The following is a 19,291-nucleotide window of genomic DNA, read 5'->3' on the forward strand; positions in this document are numbered from 1 at the left end:
TTGAAGACAAAATTATGGATTATCGATATACAAAAATTAGCAATATATATTTTTGTAGAAGTACTAATGATATAATGATATTAGTAATAATAGCTATTATTCCTAGTATAATAATGGAATGTTATTATTTTACAATAGCAGTATTAATACAAATATTTTTGTCTATTACTGCATCTGTTATATTCGAGATCATTGTTTTAAAATTGAGAAAAAAAAATTTATATGCAAGTTTGTTTGATGTTTCTCCAGTATTAACCGGCATTTTGTTAGGACTAAGTTTGCCAGCTTTTTCACCGTGGTGGTTATCTATTATAGGTTCATTTTTTTCTATCATAGTAGCCAAACAGTTATATGGAGGATTAGGAAATAATATATTTAACCCATCTATGTCAGGATATGCAATATTATTGGTATCATTTCCTATTTTAATGACTAATTGGTCTTTTCAAAACAACTTAGAATTTGTTAGTAAATTAAGTATTAAAGATATCATATCAATTATTTTTTTTACTAATTTAAACGACTATTATAAAGTGATTTCACAGTTGTATGAAATTTCTCATTTTATTACTCAAGCTACGCCTTTAGAGCAGATAAGAATGCAAAATAAATGTATAATTACAAATGTTTTGCCTTGTACATTTCTTATGGAAAATATTTCTTTTTATCGACATTGGATATGGATTAACTTTACTTTTTTTTTAGGAGGTGTTTTTTTATTAATCAATAAAATTATTTGTTGGAGAATTTCGTTTAGTATATTATTTTCTATATTATTTTGTTGTTTACTAGATTTTTTCTATTTTCAATATGCAGATGTTTTTCCATTAACTCAATTATTTTTAGGCAGTACTATGATTACAGCATTTTTTATTGCTACGGATCCTGTTACTACTTCAATTACTAAAATGGGACGCATAATATTCGGAAGTTTTATTGGAATATTCATTTGGATAATTCGAATGTTTGGTGGATATCCTGATGCTATTTCGTTTTCTGTATTACTTGCTAATTCTTTTGTTCCATTAATAGATTATTATACTCAACCTCGTATTTATGGTAAATCGACGAAATAGTTATGTTAAAACAAAATAATTCAATCATTTTTACGTTATTTTTTGTCTCTATTATTACAGCAAGCAGCGTAATTTTAGTTTATTTATCAACTAAAACTAGGATCAATTTGCAACAAGAAAATTATCAACAAAAAATGTTAGATATTATTTTTCCTAAAAGAATATTTGAAAAAGTAAAAACCTCTTGTTTTGTTATAAATAATAAATTATTAGGAGACGATAAAAATCATCGATTTTGGACAGTAAAAAAAGATAATAAGTTACAAGCTTTAATCTTTGAAACAATTGCTCCAGATGGATATTCTGGCAATATAAAAATGATTATATCTTTAAATTTACATAGTACAATTTTAGGCATACGTATTTTGAATCATCATGAGACTCCTGGATTAGGTGATAAAATTGATATTCATATTTCTAATTGGATTACTAAATTTTCAGGTATAACAGTTTCAGGATTAAACGACACTCATTTTTCATTAAAAAAATATGGAGGTGATATTGATCAATTTACAGGAGCAACTATTACTCCATTAGCAGTAATTAACGCAATTAAGAGAACTGTTAGTTTACAACAGATGTTAGTATCTAAACACTTGCGTTTTAAACATTGTGGTTTATATCATGAGTAAATTTTTTAAAATTTTAAATTATGGAATATGGACAAAAAATTCATCATTAGTACAATTACTAGGATTGTGTCCTATCTTAGCAGTAACTACAAATGTTACTAACGCGTTAGGTTTAGGTGTAGTCACAACACTAGTATTAGTTTTTACTAACGTAATAATATCAATTTTTAGATTTTTTATACCTAAAAACATTAGAATTCCAATTTATATGATGATTATTAGTGCTATCGTTAGCTGCTTTGATATGTTAATAAATGCGTATTCGCTAAATTTATATCGATCTTTAGGTGTTTTTATTCCTTTAATTATTACTAATTGTGTTATATGTGGAAGAGCTGATTTTATTGCTATAAATAATTCTGTATGGATTGCATTTTTAGACGCACTTTTTATAGGATTGGGATCTGATTTAGTTATATTTTTAGTCGGATCAATTAGAGAAATTATAGGAAGTGGAACCTTGTTCTTCGGCATTGAAAATTTATTAGGGCCCTGGTCTCATGTGCTTTATATTAAAATAATTAATATAAACTATGCAATGTTATTTTTTTTATATCCTGCCGGAGCATTTATGATTTTAGGATTTATTCTTGCTGGAAAAAATTTTATAGATACAAAAAATAGTTTAAATGATTGTGATGCATGTTTAACTAGTTCGTTATTACGTCAAGGAAAAAATAAAGACATTGAGTAATGATAAACTTAATAAAATTTTATTGCTTTTTTCTAAAGTTAATCCTAAACCGAAAATGGAGTTAAAATTTTCATCGGATTTTGAATTATTAATTTCAGTAATATTATCAGCACAGTCTACTGATCGTATGGTAAATAAAGTCACTAAAAGTTTATATGGTATTGCTAATACGCCTGTATCTATTTTATCTATGGGATTACATAGTTTAAGGGAAAAAATAAAACAATTAGGTTTATTTAATAAAAAATCTGTTAATATTATCAATACTTGTATTATTTTGATAAATAAGTATCAAGGACGAGTACCTAATAACATGACTGATTTACAGTCTCTACCTGGAGTAGGAAGAAAAACTGCTAATGTAATTTTAAATTGTATTTTTAATAAAAATGTGATTGCAGTTGATACTCATGTATTTAGAGTATGTAATAGAATAGGAATTATACAAGAAAAGACAGTATTTGATGCAGAAATGAGATTACTTAAGATAGTTCCAGAAAGTTTTAAGTTATATTTTCATAATTGGTTTGTTTTACATGGCCGTTACGTTTGCAGTTCTAAATTACCAAAGTGTTCTATATGTTTGATTTCTCATTTATGTAAATTTAAACATAAACGAATGTAGTCAGAGACTTTTTTGTATTTTTAACTGATTGTATTGATGTATTTAAATTGATATTTAAGACTATCGGTTCTTTAAAATATTACATATGATAAGGTTAAAATAAGTTAGTATTATATATTTAATACAAGGATATTTTCATGCATAAATTTGATTTAATTAATGAATTTAAAACTAGAGATTTAATAGCACAAGTTACTAACGAAGAGAAATTAATATATAAAATTAATAACGGTAATGTTTCTTTATACTGTGGTTTTGATGTCACTGCAGACAGTTTACATATAGGGCATATTTTGCCATTATTATGTTTAAAAAGATTTCAGGATGCTGGTCATAAGCCGATTGTATTAATAGGTGGAGCTACTAGTTTAATTGGTGATCCGAGTTTTAAAATTTCTGAGAGACAATTGAACTCTATAGAATTAATTGACGCTTGGAAAGAATCTATTTCTAATCAAATTTCTCTCTTTTTAGATTTTAATTTAAATTTTAATAGTGCAATGATTGTTAACAATTATGAGTGGTTTGAAAATTTATCTTTATTACAATTTTTATGTACTATAGGAAAACATTTTTCTGTTAACAAGATGATTAATAGAGATGCTGTTAAAAAACGAATTATTCGAACGGACACTGGAATTTCGTTTACAGAATTTTCTTATAATTTATTACAAGCATATGATTTTTATGTTCTATACAAAAAATATAAAGTTATTTTGCAAATTGGAGGGTCAGACCAATGGGGAAATATTACATCGGGAATTAATTTAATTCGCAGATTTTATTCAGATGAAACATTTGGTTTAACGTTGCCATTATTAACTCAGAAAAATGGCGTTAAATTTGGAAAAACGGAAAAAAATACGATATGGTTGGATAAAAATAAAACTAGTTCTTACAAATTTTATCAGTATTGGGTTAATATATCTGATTTTGACGTGTGTAGATTTTTAAAGTTTTTTACTGTTTTGAGTATATTAGAAATAAATGCGATAGCATCTGTTAACTCAAGTTTAGAACTTAATAAATCGAAACTTTTTTTAGCAGAGTATCTTACTAAGATGGTACATGGAGAAAACGCATTAAAAGCAGCTAAACGTATTTCATCATGTTTATTTTATGGTGATGTATTTAGTATGAAGGAATCTGATTTTTTTCAATTAGAGCAAGATGGTATACCTTCAATAAAAATATCAGGTTTTCTGAGTTTGAAGCAGTTATTAGTTGATTCTCATTTAGCATCATCTCGTACTCAAGCTAGACATATGATAGAATCGAATTCTGTCACCATTAATAGTATAAAACAAAATAACGAAATGTATGTTCTTTCGAATAATGATGTTATTTTTAATAAATATACACTATTATCTCGAGGGAAAAAAACTTTTTGTCTAATACACTGGATATAATTAATTTTTGAAAAAATTTTTTTACTATAAATTAAATATTTTGAATAAATAGTTATATTTATATGTTAAAACTTTCTCCGCAACCGCATAAGTTTTTAATTTTTTTATTATTAAATTTAAAAACGTAATTTATTCCTGTTTTTATAAAGTCTATTTCTATTCCATCTAATATGGATATATATTTTGAATCTACTAAAATTAGTATTTTTTTGGAGTTAAAACTGATATCAGTATGACATATGGTTTCTATAAGTTCCATATAATGTTTCATTCCAGCACATCCTATTTTTTTGATTCCTAATCTGATCCCTATTTTATTTTCTTTTTTTATCAATTTATACATTTGTCGTTCTGCTTGATGACTGATTTTTATTCCTTTTATATTTTTATTATGTGTTGCTTTTAAAAATAGTGTTAATTCAGTATTTTTGTTCATTTTTTCTTCTCATATTAATATATCAAATAAACTTTATATTTTAATTTTGTAAAAAAATTTTTTAAAAAAATATGATAACATTGTTGTATTAGTTGCATATTTTTAAAATGTATATGTTTAGATTGGAAAAATAATATGTTTTATGTGTTAATAAATGGTAAAACTTTAACAATTACAAATTTTAATAACTTGTAATATATTATATTTTATTTTTAGATAAAACTCAACGAGTTTCTCAATATTGTAGTATATATGTGAATGTGTTATATAAGATATGTAATATAAATTATATCTTATTGTAAAAGTTTTTCTAAATTTTAGAATTATATTGTTGTCAAATTTTTACTTAGTCAATCGTATTGTTCAATTGATTTGCAATAATTAAGGAAATATAAAGGTATAATATTTATATGCAAGATAAACGAGAAGGTATGGATTTGCCACAAGCAATTTTTTCGCTAATATTTATTATTATTATGATATTTTCTAGTTTATGGATCATGCGTCCATTTTTTTTAGGATTTGCTTGGGCTAGTATGGTAGTTATAGCAACATGGCCTATATTCTTAAAGTTACAAATATTATTATGGGGAAATAGAGCATGTGCTGTTTTAACAATGATTATTATTTTGTTATTAATTTTCATTATTCCTATTGTTTGCATAGTAAACAGTTTAATCGATAATAGTACTTCAGTAATTAGTTGGTTAAATTCAGATAATTTAAAGTTTCCAGATTTATATTGGTTGCAGGAAATTCCTGTAATTGGATCAAAATTATTTTCTAGTTATCAGAAATTACTAAATGAAGGTGGTTCTGAGTTAATTACTAAAGTTCAACCTTATATGGGGAAAACTACTGAATTTTTTGTAATTCAAGCAGGTCATTTTGGACGATTTATTATTCATTTAGTGTTTATGTTAGTTTTTAGTTCTCTATTGTATTGGAATGGGGAAAGAATGAGAAACGTTATTAGACATTTTGCTGTTCGATTAGGATCACATTCCGGAGATTCAGTAGTGTCACTCGCTGGTCAAGCCATTAGAGCAGTGGCTTTGGGAGTTGTTGTTACTGCATTAGTTCAAGGTATTTTAGGAGGAATAGGGTTAGCAATTTCCGGAATTCCATATTCTTCGTTACTAATGATGTTAATAATTGTTTTTTGTTTAGTACAATTAGGTCCATTACCTGTATTAATTCCAGCAATTATGTGGTTATATTGGAATGGAAACACTACTTGGGGAACTGTTTTGTTGATTTGGAGTTGTATAGTATGCGTGTTAGATCATATACTACGACCTGTTCTTATACGCATCGGTGCTGATTTACCAACTGTATTAATCTTATCTGGTGTTATAGGTGGTTTAATAGCATTTGGAATGATTGGTCTGTTTATTGGTCCAGTAGTTTTAGTTATATCTTATCGTCTTATTTCTTCTTGGATGGATGAAATACCGGCTCCAAGTTCTTTATCAAAAGATTCAATAGAACAGTTTTTATTAAAAGATAAAATTAAAAAAAATGATTAGCTAATTTTTTAAAATTATTAATATGTATATTTTAATAATTTCAGTTAATATGAATAATATTGATGTTTGTATAATTGGTCATTTTAATAATTTTTTAAATTTTATTTTTATTTTTCCTTATAATATATCATTTTTTATAGAATTATTATTTAATACAGTCTAATAGTAAGGTTATCAATAAAATGAATAACCTTAATAATCTATTTTATTTTTGATTTATCATTATAGAAATAAAATTTATTTTATTGATTTTTAAAATATGTTCATAAAATTTATTGTACATTTATAACATTGTTATGATGATTTAAATTTATTTTAGTTAAAATATAAGGTTAATGCAATAACAGCATGTTTATAATCATTTTTAAATATGTTTCAGTTATATTTATCTAATATAATAACTCTATGGTTATTTTTAATGATACATTAATGTTCTTTATTTGTAACATTTTAAAGAGTAGAAATATCTAATTTTTATTGTTTTTGTATGATATATTTTATTTGAGTATTGGTCGTTAATGTTTGATTTTTCTAATTATAAATTTTACGTATCATTTTTTAAAACATATTTAGAGAAAAACATGAAAAAGACAGATGAATTGAGAACGATACGAATTGATCCATTGATTACTCCAGTTGAATTAGCACAACGTCATCCTATTACATCTTCTATCATGGAAACTGTTATTACAGCTAGAAAGAATATAGCTAATATTATGACGGGAACTGATCTTCGTTTATTAGTTGTAATAGGACCTTGTTCAGTTCATGATCCCGTAGCCGCAGTAGAGTACGCAAAAAAGTTAAGCGAATTACGAAAAAAATATTCCTCTCGACTTGAAATTATAATGCGTACTTATTTTGAGAAGCCCCGTACTGTAGTAGGATGGAAAGGACTTATTTCAGATCCTGATTTGAATGGTAGTTTTCGTGTCAATCATGGTTTATCAATTGCTAGAAAATTGTTATTAGACATTAATAACTTGGGGCTTCCAGCTGCAACTGAATTTTTAGATATAGTAATCGGACAATTTATCGCAGATTTAATTAGTTGGGGTGCAATAGGTGCAAGAACAACTGAAAGTCAAATTCATCGCGAAATGGCTTCAGCATTGTCTTGTCCAGTGGGATTTAAAAATGGAACTGATGGAAATATACGTATTGCAATAGATGCTATTCGCGCTGCAAGTGTAAAACATTTATTTTTAGCGCCTGATAAACATGGGCAGATGACTATTAATCATACTAGCGGCAATCCATTTGGACATGTTATTATGAGAGGGGGCAAATCACCTAATTATCATGCTAAAGATATAGCTTTAGCTGTAAAGTACTTACAGGAGTTTAATCTTTTAGAGTATTTAATGATTGATTTTAGTCATGGTAATTGTTTAAAACAACATAGACGACAATGTGATGTAGGAGAGTCTATTTCTAAACAAATAAGAGATGGTTCTACAGCTATATTTGGAGTTATGATTGAAAGCTTCATTGAAGAAGGTTCTCAGAAAGTAATTCATGATAAGCCACTAATTTATGGAAAATCAATAACAGATCCTTGCTTAGGTTGGAATGATAGCGTGTATCTTCTTAAAAACTTGGCAGATGCTGTAAGTAGTAGATTTTAATTTTTAGATACCAGTATTTAATTTTAACTGGTATCTTTGATTTATAGTTACATTGTAATCAATAAATAATTAAGACTCATTTTAATATTGAACAAATTAACATATATATTAGTTCTTCATATTTTATGAGGTTATATTGTACTTTTATTTTTTAATAAATACAATAAATAGAATTATTTAAAGTTAAGGATTGAAAATGCCTGTCATCACGATGTTTGATGGACAAAAAATAACGTATAAAAATGCTATTTCAGTATTAGACATTGTGAAAAACGTTTCACCTGAATTAGTAAAAAATTGTTGTTTTGGTTATGTAAATAATGTTAGTGTGAACAAAAATACTGTTATAGATTACGATGCTAATATTAGAATAATTTATGATAACGATCCAATTTTTTTAAACATTATTCGCAGTGCTTGTATTGGAGTTTTGGGGTATGCAGTGAAAGAATTATGGCCAGATTCTAAAATTGGATATAGTTCTATTACAGAAAACGGATTTTATTGCGATATTGATATAGATTTTGCATTTACTGATTCAGATTTAAATTTATTAGAAATGCGTATGTTAGATATTTCTAATAGAAGATATGATGTTGATGTGAAGCAAGTGACATGGAATAGAGCATACGAAATTTTTGAAAATTGTTTTGAAATATATAAACTGTCAATCTTGAAAAGGGATTTCAATATTGATCAATTGGTATCTTTGTGTTTTTATCAGAAGTATGTTGATTTTAAAATTGAAATTCCAGTTCCTAATGTTTCTTTTTGTCGTTATTTTAAGTTGCAAAAATTTTCTGGCGTATATTGGAATAGAAAGAAAGAAAATAAAATTTTGCAAAGAATTTATGGAACAGCCTGGTCTACGTTAATTGAATTGAAAAATCATTTAGAATATATAGATCAATATAAGATACGAGATCATAGAAGAATTTCTAAAATATTAGATTTATATCATATTCAAGAAGATTCGCCAGGAATGATTTTTTGGCATCATAATGGCATGATTATTTTTCGAGAGTTAAAAAAGTTTATTCGTGAAAAGTTAGAAAAGTATCAATATCAAGAAGTTCAAACTCCTTTGATCATGAATAAGAAGATTTGGAAAAATAGCGGACATTTAGATAATTATCAACATTTGATGTTTATGACAGCTTCAGAAAGCAGTATATACGGTATTAAACCAATGAATTGTCCTGGTCACGTTCAAATATTTAACAATACTTTGCATTCATATCGTGATCTTCCAATTCGTATTTCAGAATTTGGAAGTTGTCATAGGAATGAGCCATCAGGTTCTCTACATGGACTAATGAGAATTAGACATTTTACTCAAGATGATGCACATATTTTTTGTAGAAGAGATCAAGTTCGTGATGAAATTAGTAATTGTATAAAAATGATTTATGATGTATATGAGATTTTTGGTTTTAAAAAAAGTTTAGTAAAGTTGTCAACTCGTCCAGACAATCGAATTGGAAATGATGCGATATGGGATCAAGCTGAAAATGATTTAGCAATGTCATTAAAAGAAAATAATATACTTTTTGAGTATCAAAAAGGGGAAGGAGCTTTTTATGGCCCTAAAATTGAGTTATCATTACTTGATTCTTTAGGAAGAATTTGGCAATGCGCAACGATACAATTAGATTTTTATTTACCAATGAATTTAGGTTCTTTTTATGTTGATAAAAATAATGAAAAAAAAGTACCAATAATTATTCATAGAGCTATATTGGGTTCTCTTGAGCGTTTTATAGGGATTTTAATAGAAAATTATTCTGGGAATTTTCCAACGTGGTTATCTCCTGTACAGGTAGTATGTATAAGTGTGAATAATAATCATATCGTATACGTTAAAGATTTATTTAACACTTTTTTTTCTGTAGGTATACGAGTTAAATTAGATATAAGAAATCAGAAAGTTGGTTTTAAAATTCGAGAACAAATCATAAAAAAAATTCCATACATTGTTATTTGTGGCGATAAAGAAGTAGTTAGTAATAAGATTACTTTTAGAACTCGATCAGGAAAACATATTCAGTTAATTGATATACAATATTTTATTAAAAAATTACAACAAGAAATAGTTAATCGAAATTTATATTTATTGGAGGAATAAAGTATTAAAGTCGGAAAAAGAATACAGATAACAAAACCAAATCGTATAAATCATGAAATTCGTGCTTCAAAAGTGCGTCTTACTGATTTTAACGGAGAACAAATAGGTATTGTTACGTTAAGAGAAGCTTTACAAAAAGCAGACGAAGCAGGAGTAGATTTAGTTGAAATTAGTCCTAATGCAGAACCACCAGTATGTCGTATTATGAATTATGGTAAGTTTTTATACAAAAAAAGTAAATCTATTAAAGAACAGAAAAAAAAACAAAAAATAGTTAATGTTAAAGAGGTAAAATTTCGACCTGGAACTGATGAAGGAGATTATCAAGTTAAATTGCGTAGTTTAGTTCGTTTTTTAGAAGATGGAAATAAAGTAAAAGTTACTTTGAGATTTCGAGGTCGTGAAATGGTGCATCAACAAATTGGAATAAAAGTATTAAATCGCATTAAAAACGATTTATCGGAACTATCTTTAATAGAAGTATTTCCATTCAAAATTGAAAGTCGCCAGATGATTATGGTTTTAGCACCTAAAAAAAAATAATGATTTTGTTGTATTGTATTACGACTAAAATGATTTCTTTTAGTTAGTTTTTATATTTATTTTAAGTTGGAATATTATCATGCCTAAAATTAAAACTTTACGTAGTGCAGCTAAACGCTTTAAAAAAACTGCATCTGGTAAGTTTAAACATAAACAAGCTAATTTGCGTCATATTTTAACAAAGAAATCTACTGATCGCAAACGGCACTTACGTTCAAAAGCAATGGTGTCTAAGGAAGATAAAAATAAGGTTAGTTTGTTTTTACCTTATGTATGAATTGATTTGAATTCGTGTCAAGAAAAGGAGAACATAATATGGCTCGTGTAAAACGTGGAATAATTGCTCGTTCTCGTCATAAAAAAATATTAAAACGAGCTAAAGGTTATTATGGTTCGCGATCGAGAACATATAGATCGGCTTGTCAAGCTGTTACTAAATCGGAACAGTATGCTTATCGTGATCGTCGTCAAAAAAAACGTCAATTTAGAAAATTATGGATTACCCGTATTAACGCTGCAGTACGTGAGAACAAAATATCTTATAGTAAATTTATGTATGGTTTAAAGAAAGCGTCAATAAATATTGATCGAAAAATGTTATCTGAAATTGCAGTTTTTGATAGTGTTACTTTTAGCTTGTTAGTACAAAACTCAAGAAATGCTCTTTAATAAAAATTAATATATGAGGGAGTAACCAGTCTCCCTTAATTTAAAAGTTGTTTTATGGTATAAAATTATATCGGGTAATGATAATAATACAAGTAAATTATTTTAACTCATATCGTTAAAATTTTCTTAGTTCGTTATATGTGTTTAAGAGCTTCCGAGTTGGAAGCTTTTTTTTAACATATTAGTTATGTTTTTGAGTATTAAACAAAATGTAATGTTTATTTCAAATATGTGAGGGAAGTTGTGTGTGATTTTTTAGAATTAATGGAATCAGTAAAGTTAGAGATAAAAAGTATTAAAACTTTAAAAGAATTAGATACATTTAGAATTAAGTATTTGGGAAAGAAGGGATATATTTCTTCAAAAATGATTCAATTGCGTAATGTATCGTTAAAAAAAAGAAAAGAGATTAGTTCTATACTTAATAGATTTAAAACTAATTTAAAATCTAATATCAATGAGTATAAACAAGAATTAGAAAAGCAAACTTTTTGTAAGGTATTAGAAAAAGATTCCATTGATGTATCATTAGTGGGACGTCGTAATAGTATTGGAACGTTACATCCAGTAACTCGCATGATTGATGATATAGAAAATTTTTTTTTGAAATTAGGATTTGGGATTGTTAGAGGTCAAGAAATAGATGATGATTATCATAATTTTGATGCATTAAATATTTCTAAAAATCACCCGTCTAGAACTGATCATGATACTTTTTGGTTTGATTCTAATCGTTTGTTACGTACTCAAACTTCTAATATGCAAATTAGATCTATGATCAAGATGAAATTACCAATTAAAATTATCGTACCAGGTAAAGTATATAGAAACGATTATGACAGTACTCATACACCTATGTTTCATCAAATTGAAGGATTAGTTATCGATAAAAATATAAATTTTTCTAATTTAAAATGGATTATTGAATTATTTTTGAATTATTTCTTTTATAAAAACATTAATATTCGTTTTCGACCATCTTATTTTCCTTTTACTTTTTTATCTTCTGAAGTAGATATTTTGGGAGATAATAACAAGTGGTTAGAGATATTAGGTTGTGGAATGGTTCATCCTAATGTATTGAATAACGTTAATATTGATTCAGAAATATATTCGGGTTATGCTTTCGGTTTAGGGGTAGAAAGAATTGTCATGTTACGTTATGGTATTTCAGATATACGTATTTTTTTCGAAAACGATTTAAAGTTCCTTAAACAGTTTAAATAAGAGTAAATAGGTCATGGAATTCAGCGAAAAATGGTTGAAAGAATGGACAGGGTCAGATATTAATACTTGTTTATTAAGTGATCAGATGACACAACTAGGATTAGAAGTAGAAAAAGTTACTAAAATCAAAAATATATGTACTAATTTAATTGTTGGTAAAATAATTAAATGTTTAAGACATTATAGTATGTCTAAATTATTATTGTTTCAAGTAAATATCGGGAACGATAAACACATTCAAGTTATATCAAGAGAAATCAATTTTATATTAGGAATGAACATAATTATAGCGACTAGAAGTTCTGTACTATTTGATTATGCATTTATTAAATTGATTGAATTAAAAAGATTAAAATATGATGGAATTATTTGTTTTTGTGAAGATATTGGCGTAATAAATTTTGATAATGGTTTAATTGTTTTACCGTCTGATCTTGCTGTAGGTTCAGATGTAAATAAATATTTCTCTTTAGACGATAATATAATTAAAATTAGTAGTACTCCTAATCGTGCAGATGCATTAAGTATATTGGGTATAGCAAGAGATATTGCAGCGTTGAATAATTTACCTTTGTCATGTATTAAGAAGTATCCTCGTGCAGTTAATATGTCAGAAAAGTTAGATATATTGATTAATATTCCAGATGTATGTTTTCGTTTTTTTGGACGAGTTATAAGAAATATTAATGTATTGCAAAACACTCCATTTTGGATGTCAGAAAAGCTTAGACGCTCTTCTGTTTTTTCTTCTAATATTATTAATAACATTATAAATTATGTTTTAGTAGAGCTCGGACAACCTTTATATATTATTGATTTAAATAGTATTGTGAAAAAAATTATTATAAGAAAATCTTTAAAAAATGAAACGTTTTTAAATTGTAACAATGAACGTAGCATCATTGACGATGATACAATTGTTATTTCAGATGAAGAAAAAATATTAGTTCTAGGTGGGCATATTAACTCTTGTGTTTCAAATATAAGTTTTAGTTCGAAAAGTTTATTTTTAGGGTGTGCTGCTTATAATCACAGTGACATATTTAAGACGTCTCTAAAATATGGGTGTAAAAATATTTTTACCGATCGTTATGAGCGTGGAATCGATTTAAACATGCAATTTGAAGCGTTAGAATATGCTACAGATTTAATTGTTCGATTTTGTAATGGTGAATCTAGTGACATTACAACGAAAATTGAAAATAAAAAAATATTTAATCAAAACCTTATCAAATTATATCAAAAAAAATTATATAATATTATTGGATTTGTTATTGATAGTGAATTAGTTACTTATAATTTAGTAAAATTAGGTTTTAAAGTAACTATTTTTGATCAGTATTGGTTAACTATTCCTCCTAGTTGGAGATTTGATATTAAAATAGAGGAAGATGTTATTAGTGAATTATTGCGTATATTTGGATATAGTAAAGTATTTTCTGCTCCTTTAACGAGGCATACTAATATTTCATATGATGATGAGATGTATACTTCATTAAAAAGAGCTAAATTATATTTAGTAGATCAAGGGTATCATGAAATAATTACATATGGATTTGTTAATCCTGACATTCAAAAATTATTGTTTCCTAATATTACCCCTTTATATTTATCTAATCCTATTTCTAGAGAAATGTCATCAATGAGAATTTCTTTATGGACTGGTTTACTATCAAGTGTTAGCTATAACCAAAACAGACAAGAAAACAGGCTTCGTCTTTTTGAAAGTGGATTATGTTTTTCATATAATTCTAGAGAACAGTTAGGAGTAACTCAAAGTATGTATTTGTCTGGTGTATTAAGTGGGTATAGAAATACGCTTCATTGGGATATATTAGATAAACAAGTTGACTTCTATGATGCAAAAGGTGATGTCGAATCTATATTAGATTTATTAGGAAAGTTGTCTGAAGTAGAATTTAAAAAATGTGATATCCTGGGATTACATCCTTGTCAAAGTGTTTCTATTTATTTAAAAGATAAAATCGTTGGATTTTTAGGTGTTGTTAATTCAAATATAGAGAAAAAATTAAATTTAAAAGGTAAAGCTGTTGTTTTTGAATTAATTTGGGATAAGATTACATTTCTTAAACATGTTAAAATACAAAAAGTTTCTGAATATCCTAGAAGTGTTAGAGATATTTCTATAATTGTGGATGATATAGTTTCAGTAGGAGAAATTATTACAGAATGTAAAAAGTTTTCTTTCGAAAACATCGTAGATATAAGTTTATTTGACATTTTTCGTAGTGATAAAATAGGGATAAGAAAAAAAAGTTTAGCTTTTCGTTTTTTATTTGGAAATAAAAATAAAACTTTAACAGAAGAAGAAATTTCAAACATTTTGAGACAATGTATTTTGGCGTTAAAATTAAAATTTAAGATAATATTGAGAAAAGATATTTTAAATTAGTTTTAATGGTATAATATGTAGCTGCTAAAATAAATATTAACTCAAGCAGAATGCTAGAATGTATTATCTAAATTATAATTAACAATGTTTAATAATAGAATTCGTCATTGATAGTTTATCATATTAATTTGGCGTGCATATTTCAAATATGTATTGGATTATCTTAAAAAACATTTTTTGATTTTCTATTATTTATCTATATCGCATTATTAAAAAAGTTTAAGATATACGATTAGACAAGATAGTATTATATTATGAAAGAATTTTAATTATGTTTGAAATTTTAAATTTATATAGTATTTTAAAATAGACATTATAAAAAATATTTATATTTTATTAGATTTGATTTAAATTTTATTTTGATGTTGTAAAATAATTAAATTATATAAAGGTTTTTCTTAAATATATGTTTTCTCGTTTTGCATTATTTAAATTATATATAATAATAATTTTATTATTATTAGGAATAGTTTATGCATGTCCTAATTTTTATAAAAATACTTTTTTAATAAAAATAAGCTTGATAAAAAATTATAGTTATCATTATTCTCCTAAAAAGCATATATTAGACGTTGTTAATGTTTTAAAAAATAAACATCTTAATTATGTTAAATTAGAAGTAAAAGATAGAAGTGTATTTCTACATTTCAAGAATATCAATTCACAATTAGAAGCATTTGAAGTATTAAATAAAACATCGTTATGTAAAACGAGTGTTATATCTCTTCGTTCTAATACTAGTTTTCCTAAGTTTTTTAGTATTTTTGGTGCTAAACCAATTTTACTAGGATTAGATTTACAAGGTGGAACTCGTTTTTTATTACAAGTAAATACTAATAATGTATTTGAAATACATCGGTTAAGTATAATAAAATATTTTTTAAGTTATTTTTCTAAAAATAACTACAATAATGTACAAATAAAACCCATTAGCAATTATGGAATAGAATTTAGTTCACCAAATTCTTATTTATTAGATAAAATAAAATATGAATCTAATGTAAAACGTTTTAATTTGATTTGTAATCGAAAAAGTCAATACGTATTAAGTGCAAATTTCAGTAAAACGTACTTAACATCTATAATACAATCGGTTATTGAGAAAAATATATATATATTAAAGAATCGTATACATCATTTGGGTATTTCAGAACCTATAGTACATCAACAAGGTGTTAATTTTATTGCTGTAGAATTGCCTGGATTAGAAAATAATATACAAGTTAGAGAAGTGCTTAAAAATAATGTTTCTATAGAATTTCATTTAGTTAATAATAGTGTAGATACTCGTGCAATAAGAAGTAATAATTATATTACTAATGATTCTAAATTATATCGGATGGATAATGTTTTAGTGTTATTGTATAAAAGGCCATTTATGACAGGAGATTATATTACAGACGCTAACTATATAGTAAATGATTTGAACCAAATATTAGTCAACGTAAAATTAAATCGATTGGGTGGTAAAATTATGTCAGAGATTACAAAAAATAATATAGGAGAACATATAGCCATATTGTCTGTAGAATATACTAATGACAAAACAAAATCTAGTAACAATAATATGTTATTATATAAAAAAGAAAATATTATTAATATAGCTAAAATTAGTTCTATATTGGATGATTCATTTCAAATTATTGGAATACGCGATGTTTCTGAAGCAAAAAAATTGTCTATTTTACTTAAAACAGGATCTTTTATTTCTCCTGTAACTATCGTAGAAGAAAGTATAGTTGGCCCTTCAATTGGAAAAAAAAACATAAGGAATGGAATTTTAAGTTGTATAATAAGCATAACATTGTGTTTATGTGTAATGATAATTCGTTATCGTAAGTCTGGATTAATTGCTTTTATTGCATTGATGTTTAATTTTTTATTAATTCTTGCAATAATGTCTATTTTGCCGGAAATGGTTTTAACTATGCCTGGAATAGCTAGTATATTATTAACATTAGCTTTTTCTATTGATGCTAACGTCTTGATTAACGAACGAATAAGAGAGGAAATAAATAACAATGTGTATATACGTGAAGCAGTACATAAGGGATATAACCGGTCATATTTGAGTATATTTGATGCTAACGTAACGATGTTAATTATATCTATAGTTCTGTATATTGTTGGAACTGATGTGATAAAAAATTTTGCCATAACTACTATTGTAGGTATTTTTACTTCTCTTTTTAGTTCTTTATTTGTTACTCGAACCATAGTTCAAGTTTTTTATCCTGACAATAAAATTAGAAATTTATCTATATAAGGTTTGTACGTGTTTTATTCATACAATATAAATATATTAAATAAAAAGCAATCAATACATAATTTTATGTATTGGAAAAACTTTTATTTTTTTTTATCAACAATTTGTATTTTATTGTCAATATTGAGTATTGGAATATTTGGGTTTAACTGGAGTATTGATTTTACAGGTGGTTTTCTTTTAAAAGTTCACTGTGACGAATTAATAGAAATTGATAAAATATTAGATATTTCAAATAGTATTGGATTAAAAAATATTCACATTAGTCATTTTGGAAGTATTCATGATGTTATAATACGTTCTTCTTATTTGCCTAATATATCTATATTAGATTTTTCTCATAAAATACTTTCAGTATTTTACAGATATTCACAATCAAAATCTCAGATTACTTGTTCTGAATACATTGGTCCTAGTGCAGATAATAATTTAATAAAGACATTATTTTTATCTTTAATACTAGCTTTTTTATTTCTGTCTATTTATATAGTATTAAGATTTTCATGGAGTTTATCTATAGGAATTTTGTTGTCATTACTACATGATGTTTTATTAACTTTAGGCTGTATTTCTATTTTTAGAATTGAAATGAATTCTATAATTATAGTGTCTTTATTGTCTATTATAGGATATTCACTGAATGATAGCATCGTAGTTTCAGATCGAATTCGTGAAAATATTAAAATATTTGAGTATTTATCATTTTTGGATGTATTGAATTTATCTTTAACTCAAGTATATAGTAGAACATTAATTACTTCAGCTACTACATTTTCAGTAGCAGCAATATTATATTATTTTGGCAATGAGATAATTAAATCTTTTTCTTTTACAATGATGCTTGGTATATTTGTTGGCACATTATCTTCTATTTACGTTTCTTCGTCGCTATCGTTTCAATGTTACAAAATTATAAATAATGATAAAAAAAGATCATAAAATATAATTTTTTTAATATAAAATTGAAAAGTTAGCTACATTTAGAAATAAATTTTGGATTTTTTTTAACATAGTTAGTCTATTGATTTTTATAGAATAATTTTTATCTTGTATTTTAATATTGTTAAAGAAATCACAAACTGGTTTATATAGATTATACAATTCGAGTAAAATTAATTTATATTCTTTTTTTACAAAAAGTAATTGTATCTTGTTTTGTATACTTTCTAACAATGATATTATTATTTTTTCTTCTTGTTTTTTTATAAGTTCATATTTTATTTCTTCATATAGAACTTCATTAGATAAAATTAATATACTAGAAATTCGCTTATGAGTTAAAATTAGTAACTTTAAAGCGTCTGAATGATATATATCAGATATTGCTTTTATTCGAGCGTCTATATCTAGTAATTGTGTAATATTACATGTTAATACAGATTTTATTACAGAAGGAATATGTTTTTGTTTAATATATATAAAATAAATTTTATCTAAAATAAATTTTTTCAAACTTTTTAAAATAAGCGTTTTATCTTCGATATTATTATATATATTTAACGATTGATTTAGTAACTTGAATAAATCAATAGACAGCTTATTTGTTAAAATAATTCGAATAATTGCAATAGCTAAGCGCCGTAGAGAAAATGGATCTTTATCTCCAGAAGTAGAATTTTTACCGATAGTAAATAAACCAACTAAAGTATCAATTTTATCGGCTAATGCTAGAGAATAAGATACAGGATTCAATGGAACTATATCTTGAGATGTTCGAGGCAAGTAGTGTTCTTTTATAGCTTTAGCTACATTTTTTGATTCACCATGGTGTAATGCGTAATACATCCCTATATAACCTTGCATTTCTGGAAATTCGAATACCATATCGGTCATTAAATCACATTTACATAGATTTGCGGCTCGTATGCAATCTTTTATATCGGCGTGAGTAAATTGTATTATCCAAGTAACGAGTTCTTTAATTCGATTTGTTTTTTCAAAAATAGACCCTAAAGAAGTTTGAAAAATGACATTTTTTAATAACGATCTATAGTTATTAAACGGTATTTTTTGATCTTT

General features: G+C 25.7%; 17 protein-coding genes. 15 read left to right on the plus strand and 2 right to left on the minus strand.

All coding sequences use genetic code 11. The annotated features are described in order from the left end of the window. Positions 1-14: 14 nt before the first annotated feature. The 5 genes from D9V73_RS00550 (at position 15) to tyrS (ending at position 4,436) form a co-directional block, all read left to right on the plus strand. A complete protein-coding gene (locus D9V73_RS00550; RefSeq protein ID WP_158336327.1) occupies positions 15-1,076 on the plus strand; it encodes an RnfABCDGE type electron transport complex subunit D in 1,062 nt (353 codons plus the stop codon). 2 nt (positions 1,077-1,078) lie between these two features. After that, positions 1,079-1,708 (plus strand): electron transport complex subunit RsxG, encoded by a 630-nt coding sequence (gene rsxG, locus D9V73_RS00555; protein WP_158336329.1) that lies wholly within the window; start codon positions 1,079-1,081, stop codon positions 1,706-1,708. Then, positions 1,701-2,402: an electron transport complex subunit E gene (locus tag D9V73_RS00560; protein WP_158336331.1), complete on the plus strand. Its 702-nt coding sequence runs from the start codon at positions 1,701-1,703 to the stop codon at positions 2,400-2,402. The genes rsxG and D9V73_RS00560 overlap by 8 nt, the downstream gene beginning before the upstream one ends. Beyond that, positions 2,395-3,027 carry an endonuclease III gene (nth, locus tag D9V73_RS00565; protein ID WP_158336333.1) on the plus strand — a complete coding sequence of 211 codons (633 nt, stop codon included), beginning with the start codon at positions 2,395-2,397 and terminating at the stop codon, positions 3,025-3,027. The genes D9V73_RS00560 and nth overlap by 8 nt, the downstream gene beginning before the upstream one ends. 137 nt (positions 3,028-3,164) lie before the next feature. Then, positions 3,165-4,436, plus strand: coding sequence for a tyrosine--tRNA ligase (gene tyrS, locus D9V73_RS00570; RefSeq protein ID WP_158336334.1), 1,272 nt, complete (start codon positions 3,165-3,167; stop codon positions 4,434-4,436). 58 nt (positions 4,437-4,494) lie between these two features. On the opposite strand, the gene D9V73_RS00575 is transcribed toward tyrS, so the two are convergent. Beyond that, complete coding sequence (locus D9V73_RS00575; RefSeq protein WP_158336335.1) at positions 4,495-4,872, minus strand: HesB/IscA family protein; 378 nt, start codon at positions 4,870-4,872, stop codon at positions 4,495-4,497. A 410-nt stretch (positions 4,873-5,282) separates the two neighbouring features. Here D9V73_RS00575 and ydiK point away from each other — a divergent pair, with 410 nt between their 5' ends. The 10 genes from ydiK (at position 5,283) to secF (ending at position 18,211) form a co-directional block, all read left to right on the plus strand. Next, positions 5,283-6,401 carry an AI-2E family transporter YdiK gene (gene ydiK / locus D9V73_RS00580; protein ID WP_158336336.1) on the plus strand — a complete coding sequence of 373 codons (1,119 nt, stop codon included), beginning with the start codon at positions 5,283-5,285 and terminating at the stop codon, positions 6,399-6,401. Between the two features lie 581 nt (positions 6,402-6,982). Further along, a complete protein-coding gene (locus D9V73_RS00585) occupies positions 6,983-8,029 on the plus strand; it encodes a 3-deoxy-7-phosphoheptulonate synthase (protein WP_158336338.1) in 1,047 nt (348 codons plus the stop codon). A gap of 196 nt (positions 8,030-8,225) precedes the next feature. Further along, positions 8,226-10,154 (plus strand): threonine--tRNA ligase, encoded by a 1,929-nt coding sequence (thrS, locus tag D9V73_RS00590; RefSeq protein WP_158336340.1) that lies wholly within the window; start codon positions 8,226-8,228, stop codon positions 10,152-10,154. Positions 10,155-10,157: 3 nt separating this feature from the next. Continuing rightward, on the plus strand, positions 10,158-10,697 hold the full coding sequence (infC, locus tag D9V73_RS00595; RefSeq protein WP_158336342.1) for a translation initiation factor IF-3: 540 nt from the start codon (positions 10,158-10,160) through the stop codon (positions 10,695-10,697). A gap of 79 nt (positions 10,698-10,776) precedes the next feature. Further along, positions 10,777-10,974: a 50S ribosomal protein L35 gene (gene rpmI, locus D9V73_RS00600; RefSeq protein ID WP_158336344.1), complete on the plus strand. Its 198-nt coding sequence runs from the start codon at positions 10,777-10,779 to the stop codon at positions 10,972-10,974. A 38-nt stretch (positions 10,975-11,012) separates the two neighbouring features. Next, the gene (gene rplT, locus D9V73_RS00605) at positions 11,013-11,366 is read left to right on the plus strand and encodes a 50S ribosomal protein L20 (protein ID WP_158336346.1); all 354 of its coding nucleotides are present in this window, start codon (positions 11,013-11,015) and stop codon (positions 11,364-11,366) included. A gap of 243 nt (positions 11,367-11,609) precedes the next feature. Beyond that, positions 11,610-12,593, plus strand: coding sequence for a phenylalanine--tRNA ligase subunit alpha (gene pheS, locus D9V73_RS00610; RefSeq protein ID WP_158336348.1), 984 nt, complete (start codon positions 11,610-11,612; stop codon positions 12,591-12,593). Positions 12,594-12,606: 13 nt separating this feature from the next. Further along, positions 12,607-15,006, plus strand: coding sequence for a phenylalanine--tRNA ligase subunit beta (pheT, locus tag D9V73_RS00615; protein WP_158336350.1), 2,400 nt, complete (start codon positions 12,607-12,609; stop codon positions 15,004-15,006). A gap of 406 nt (positions 15,007-15,412) precedes the next feature. Next, complete coding sequence (gene secD, locus D9V73_RS00620) at positions 15,413-17,272, plus strand: protein translocase subunit SecD (protein ID WP_158336352.1); 1,860 nt, start codon at positions 15,413-15,415, stop codon at positions 17,270-17,272. A gap of 9 nt (positions 17,273-17,281) precedes the next feature. Continuing rightward, positions 17,282-18,211: a protein translocase subunit SecF gene (gene secF / locus D9V73_RS00625; protein ID WP_158336354.1), complete on the plus strand. Its 930-nt coding sequence runs from the start codon at positions 17,282-17,284 to the stop codon at positions 18,209-18,211. A gap of 12 nt (positions 18,212-18,223) precedes the next feature. Here secF and glyS read toward each other — a convergent pair. Then, positions 18,224-19,291, minus strand: a 1,068-nt coding sequence (glyS, locus tag D9V73_RS00630; RefSeq protein WP_187307830.1) for a glycine--tRNA ligase subunit beta, incomplete at its 5' end; no start/stop codon positions are given.

The sequence above is a fragment of the Buchnera aphidicola (Melaphis rhois) genome (assembly GCF_005080745.1).
GTDB classification, from domain to species: domain Bacteria; phylum Pseudomonadota; class Gammaproteobacteria; order Enterobacterales; family Enterobacteriaceae; genus Buchnera_B; species Buchnera_B aphidicola_AT.

Excerpts from the sequence above, each read along its gene's own strand:
- pheT (WP_158336350.1), top strand. The coding sequence starts at position 12,607 with ATGGAATTCAGCGAAAAATGGTTGAAAGAATGGACAGGGTCAGATATT.
- rsxG (WP_158336329.1), top strand. The coding sequence starts at position 1,079 with ATGTTAAAACAAAATAATTCAATCATTTTTACGTTATTTTTTGTCTCT.
- ydiK (WP_158336336.1), top strand. The coding sequence starts at position 5,283 with ATGCAAGATAAACGAGAAGGTATGGATTTGCCACAAGCAATTTTTTCG.
- D9V73_RS00560 (WP_158336331.1), top strand. The coding sequence starts at position 1,701 with ATGAGTAAATTTTTTAAAATTTTAAATTATGGAATATGGACAAAAAAT.
- thrS (WP_158336340.1), top strand. The coding sequence starts at position 8,226 with ATGCCTGTCATCACGATGTTTGATGGACAAAAAATAACGTATAAAAAT.
- rpmI (WP_158336344.1), top strand. The coding sequence starts at position 10,777 with ATGCCTAAAATTAAAACTTTACGTAGTGCAGCTAAACGCTTTAAAAAA.
- D9V73_RS00585 (WP_158336338.1), top strand. The coding sequence starts at position 6,983 with ATGAAAAAGACAGATGAATTGAGAACGATACGAATTGATCCATTGATT.
- D9V73_RS00575 (WP_158336335.1), bottom strand. The coding sequence starts at position 4,872 with ATGAACAAAAATACTGAATTAACACTATTTTTAAAAGCAACACATAAT.
- D9V73_RS00550 (WP_158336327.1), top strand. The coding sequence starts at position 15 with ATGGATTATCGATATACAAAAATTAGCAATATATATTTTTGTAGAAGT.
- tyrS (WP_158336334.1), top strand. The coding sequence starts at position 3,165 with ATGCATAAATTTGATTTAATTAATGAATTTAAAACTAGAGATTTAATA.
- rplT (WP_158336346.1), top strand. The coding sequence starts at position 11,013 with ATGGCTCGTGTAAAACGTGGAATAATTGCTCGTTCTCGTCATAAAAAA.
- secD (WP_158336352.1), top strand. The coding sequence starts at position 15,413 with ATGTTTTCTCGTTTTGCATTATTTAAATTATATATAATAATAATTTTA.